The sequence below is a fragment of the Streptomyces murinus genome (assembly GCF_002154555.1).
GTDB lineage: Bacteria > Actinomycetota > Actinomycetes > Streptomycetales > Streptomycetaceae > Streptomyces > Streptomyces murinus.
Genome location: NZ_MUNF01000872.1, coordinates 1 through 3,496, shown reverse-complemented (window position 1 = coordinate 3,496; position 3,496 = coordinate 1). Strand labels below are relative to the sequence as shown.

At 74.1% G+C, this 3,496-nt stretch carries 4 protein-coding genes; 1 reads left to right on the top strand and 3 read right to left on the bottom strand.

Annotation, left to right across the window (positions count from 1 at the left end; genetic code table 11):
* Positions 1-54: 54 nt before the first annotated feature.
* Entirely contained in the window at positions 55-597 is a 543-nt protein-coding gene (locus CCN72_RS36120; protein ID WP_037659343.1) for a GNAT family N-acetyltransferase, read from the bottom strand.
* Between the two features lie 72 nt (positions 598-669).
* Here CCN72_RS36120 and CCN72_RS36115 point away from each other — a divergent pair, with 72 nt between their 5' ends.
* Entirely contained in the window at positions 670-1,062 is a 393-nt protein-coding gene (locus tag CCN72_RS36115) for a VOC family protein (protein WP_085562928.1), read from the top strand.
* Positions 1,063-1,161: 99 nt separating this feature from the next.
* On the opposite strand, the gene CCN72_RS36110 is transcribed toward CCN72_RS36115, so the two are convergent.
* Both CCN72_RS36110 and CCN72_RS36105 read right to left on the bottom strand, forming a co-directional pair.
* Entirely contained in the window at positions 1,162-1,740 is a 579-nt protein-coding gene (locus CCN72_RS36110) for a MarR family winged helix-turn-helix transcriptional regulator (protein ID WP_086812591.1), read from the bottom strand.
* Positions 1,737-3,401: an FUSC family protein gene (locus tag CCN72_RS36105; RefSeq protein WP_086812590.1), complete on the bottom strand. Its 1,665-nt coding sequence runs from the start codon at positions 3,399-3,401 to the stop codon at positions 1,737-1,739. The genes CCN72_RS36110 and CCN72_RS36105 overlap by 4 nt, the downstream gene beginning before the upstream one ends.
* Positions 3,402-3,496: the final 95 nt, after the last annotated feature.

Below are 3,496 nucleotides of genomic sequence, written 5' to 3'. Positions count from 1 at the left end.
TGTCAGACAGGCCCTAGGCGGGCGCGGCGGGGGTCCGGGGGGCGCCGCGCCGCTTCAGCCGAGCTTCTTGACCAGCAGCTCGAACTGGAGGTCGGCGCGCTGCGGGATGCCGAAGCGCTCGTCGCCGTACGGGAACGGGGACATCTGTCCCGTACGGCGGTAGCCGCGGCGCTCGTACCAGGCGATCAGGTCCTCCCGTACGGAGATCACGGTCATGTGCATCTCGCTGATGCCCCATGCCGCACGGGCCTGCCGCTCGGCCTCGGCGATGACGATCTTGCCGAGGCCCTCGCCCTGGAGGGTGGGGCTGACCGCGAACATGCCGAAGTAGGCGTGGTCCCCGCGGTGTTCGAGCTGGCAGCAGGCGACGACGAGGCCGTCGCGCTCGACGGTGAGCAGCCTGCTGTCCGCCGACTTGATCACCGCCAGGACGCCCTCGGGATCGGTGCGCTGCCCCTCCAGGATGTCCGCCTCCGTGGTCCACCCGGCCCGGCTGGCATCGCCGCGGTACGCCGACTCGATCAGCACGACCAGCGCGTCCACATCGGCGTCGGTGGCGTCTCGGAAGGTGAGGCCGGGGGTGGCGGCGCTGTGCATGGGGGCGGTTCTCCGATCTCGGGCGTGGCTGGGCCTGGGACGAGGGTAACTGTGCCACTAGGCTGCGCGGGCATGGTGCATGTGCTCAGCAGCCGGACACTTCTGCGACCCACCGACCCCGAGCGCAGCCGCGCCTTCTACGGCGAACGGCTGGGCCTTCCCGTCTACCGCGAGTTCGGTACGGGTCCCGAGCGGGGGACGGTGTACTTCCTCGGCGGCGGCTTCCTGGAGGTCTCGGGCCGCGCCGCGGAGCCACCCTCGCCTGCCGTCGCGCTGTGGATGCAGGTCGAGGACGTGACGGCGGCGTACGAGGAGCTCCGGGCGAAGGGCGTCGAGATCACCCGGCCGCCGGTGAAGGAGCCATGGGGGCTGATCGAGATGTGGCTCGCGGATCCGGACGGCACCCGGATCGTCCTGGTGGAGGTGCCGGGGGACCATCCGCTGCGGTATCGGGCCGGGATCTAGCGGAGACGTCATCGCACGGCCGACGGCGACCGCGGTTCTTCAGGGGCGCGGCGAACCGCGCGACGGGCCCGCCCCCCTTCTGCGGTGCGACCCCTAATCTCAGCCGCCGACCCGCAGCGCGCCCATCCGCCCCTCCAGCCGGCTGAGCAGCTCCGCGAGCAGACCGGCCAGGTCGTCGCGCCCGGCCGGTGCCAGCACCGAGAGGACCGCGGTCTCGTAGGCGAGCTGCTCGGGCAGGACCCCGTCGACCAGGTCGCGCCCGGCGTCGGTGAGACGGACATGGGCCACCCTGCGGTCCCGGGTGTCACCGCGGCGTTCGACCAGCCCTCGCTCGGTCAGCTGCTTGATCCGCTTGGTGACGGCGGCCCCGGAGGAGAACGTCTCCCTGGCCAGCTCGCCCGGCGTCAGCTCGTGCCCGGTGCGGCGCAGCGCGCCGAGCAGGTCGAACTCGGGGCGGCTGAGCCCGGCCCGGCGCAGCGGCGCGTCCTCGGCCTGCTGGAGCAGTGCCGCGCACCTGTTGATGCGCCCGATGACCTCCATCGGGCCGGTGTCCAGCTCGGGATGGACGGCCCGCCACTGCCGTACGACCGCGGCGACCGTGTCGGCCGTGGACGCCTCGCGCCGCGCTGACGTGCCGCTCGCGTCCCCGGCTGCCGGTGTGCCGTTCGTCGCCGTCATGGCCGTATGTCCTCCGTCGTCGTACCCGGGTCGTGCTGACGCGGCGCGAGCCCCTGGCGTCGTACCGTCGCCGCGAGCGTACGGTGTCCGGCCTGTTCGGCGAGCACGACCCGGTCCTCGGGCAGGGCGCGCTGCCACCATTCGCCGGCCGCCGCGTCGGCGGTGGCGCGCAGGTCCACCAGGGCGGTGGCGAGCCCGCGGCGGGCGCCGTCCAGGGCGCGGGGCTCCGGGTGCGCCTCGGCGAGCAGCCGGGCGGCGCTCTCGCGGGCGCGTTCCGCCTCGGTCAGCGCGTGTTCCAGGCGGTCGCCGGCGCGCCGGTTGGTGACGGCGACGGCGGCGACGAAGCCGACCAGCGCCCCGACGAGGGTGTCCACGACCCGGTCGGTCATCAGCTCGGTGGCGTCCTGGCTGCGGGCGAACTCGGTGATGAGCAGGGCCATCGGGGTGACGCAGATGCTGCCGAGCCAGTAGTTGCGGCCCATCAGCGCCTCCGCGCCGAAGTTCAGGGCGACGCAGCACAGCACCAGGGCGACCGCGTTGAGGTGGGCGAGCGGGGCGAGGACGGCGAAGGCGAGGACGCCGAGGACGTTGCCGACGACGCGCTGGACGCCCCGGCGCCAGGTGAGGGTGACGTTGGCCTGGTAGAGGGAGGCCGCGGTGACCAGGGCCCAGTAGGGGCGGCCGACGCCGAGGGCGAGGGAGGCGTATCCGGCGAGGGCGCAGCCGATCGCGGTGCGGGCGGCGATGGGCGCGAACGGCGCGAGGCGATGGCGCAGCGAGGGGCGTGGCAGGGCCAGTTCGGTGGCCAGGCCGAGGAGTTCGTCGGCGTGCTCGCCGGGGATGTCGAGGCTGAGGGTGCGGCGCAGGCCGCGCAGCTCGCGGGCCCAGCCGCGCAGCCGTGCCGGGTCGGCATCGGCGGGGGCGGCGAGGGCGACCTCGGCCCGGACGAGGAGGCGTTCCAGGGTGCGCCGGGTGGCGTCGGGGCGGGCGCCGACGGCGAGCAGCGACTGCCAGGCGGCGTGGATGGCGGCGGCGCTCGCGGCGCGGGCGGGGGCGTGTCCCTCGCCGGTGCCGCGGGTGTCGGCGTAGGCGGCGGTGGCGTTCAGGGCCGCCGCGGTGGCCCGGCGCTCGGGGCCGTGCGGGCGGACCAGTCCGGGGGCCATGCCGACCAGCCAGGACCAGGCGCCGGCCGCGAGGGCGAGTCCGAGGTGGCCCGGCACCTGGCCGAGGGTCTGGGGGGCGAACAGAGAGGCGGAGCTGATGAAGGTGAAGATCACATTGGCCGGCGGCCCGATCCGGGTGGCGTCGCAGACGCCCTTCTGGATCGCCGCGAGCACGGCGCCGACGGTCACCAGGATCACGGCGTCGGAGGTGAGCGAGGCCGTGACCAGGGCGACGGCGACTCCGGCGACCATGCCGAGCACCACCCAGGCCAGGGCCCGCGCCCGTGCGGCGTAGGGCCGGTTGTGGCCGTAGAGGGCGCACAGCGATCCGGCCATCGTGTACATGGCCAGGTCGAGGCGGCCGAGCCCCAGCAGGATCAGGTTGGGCGGGGCGACCGCGGCGACCACGCTCAGGGCGGGCTTGAACCAGATGTCCGAGGGGCGGCCGAGGCGGAGTATCCCGGCGAGGGGAAGGCGGTGACGGGTCGCGCTGCTCATTCATCAAAGTTAGCATGTGTTTTATCTGTAAAACATATGGCGTGATGACTGTCCCGTCACACCCCCGCGCCGGGCGCGAGGCCCCCGTGTCCACC

Coding starts and splice junctions, on each gene's coding strand:
- CCN72_RS36105 (WP_086812590.1), bottom strand. CDS start 3,401: ATGAGCAGCGCGACCCGTCACCGCCTTCCCCTCGCCGGGATACTCCGC.
- CCN72_RS36120 (WP_037659343.1), bottom strand. CDS start 597: ATGCACAGCGCCGCCACCCCCGGCCTCACCTTCCGAGACGCCACCGAC.
- CCN72_RS36110 (WP_086812591.1), bottom strand. CDS start 1,740: ATGACGGCGACGAACGGCACACCGGCAGCCGGGGACGCGAGCGGCACG.
- CCN72_RS36115 (WP_085562928.1), top strand. CDS start 670: ATGGTGCATGTGCTCAGCAGCCGGACACTTCTGCGACCCACCGACCCC.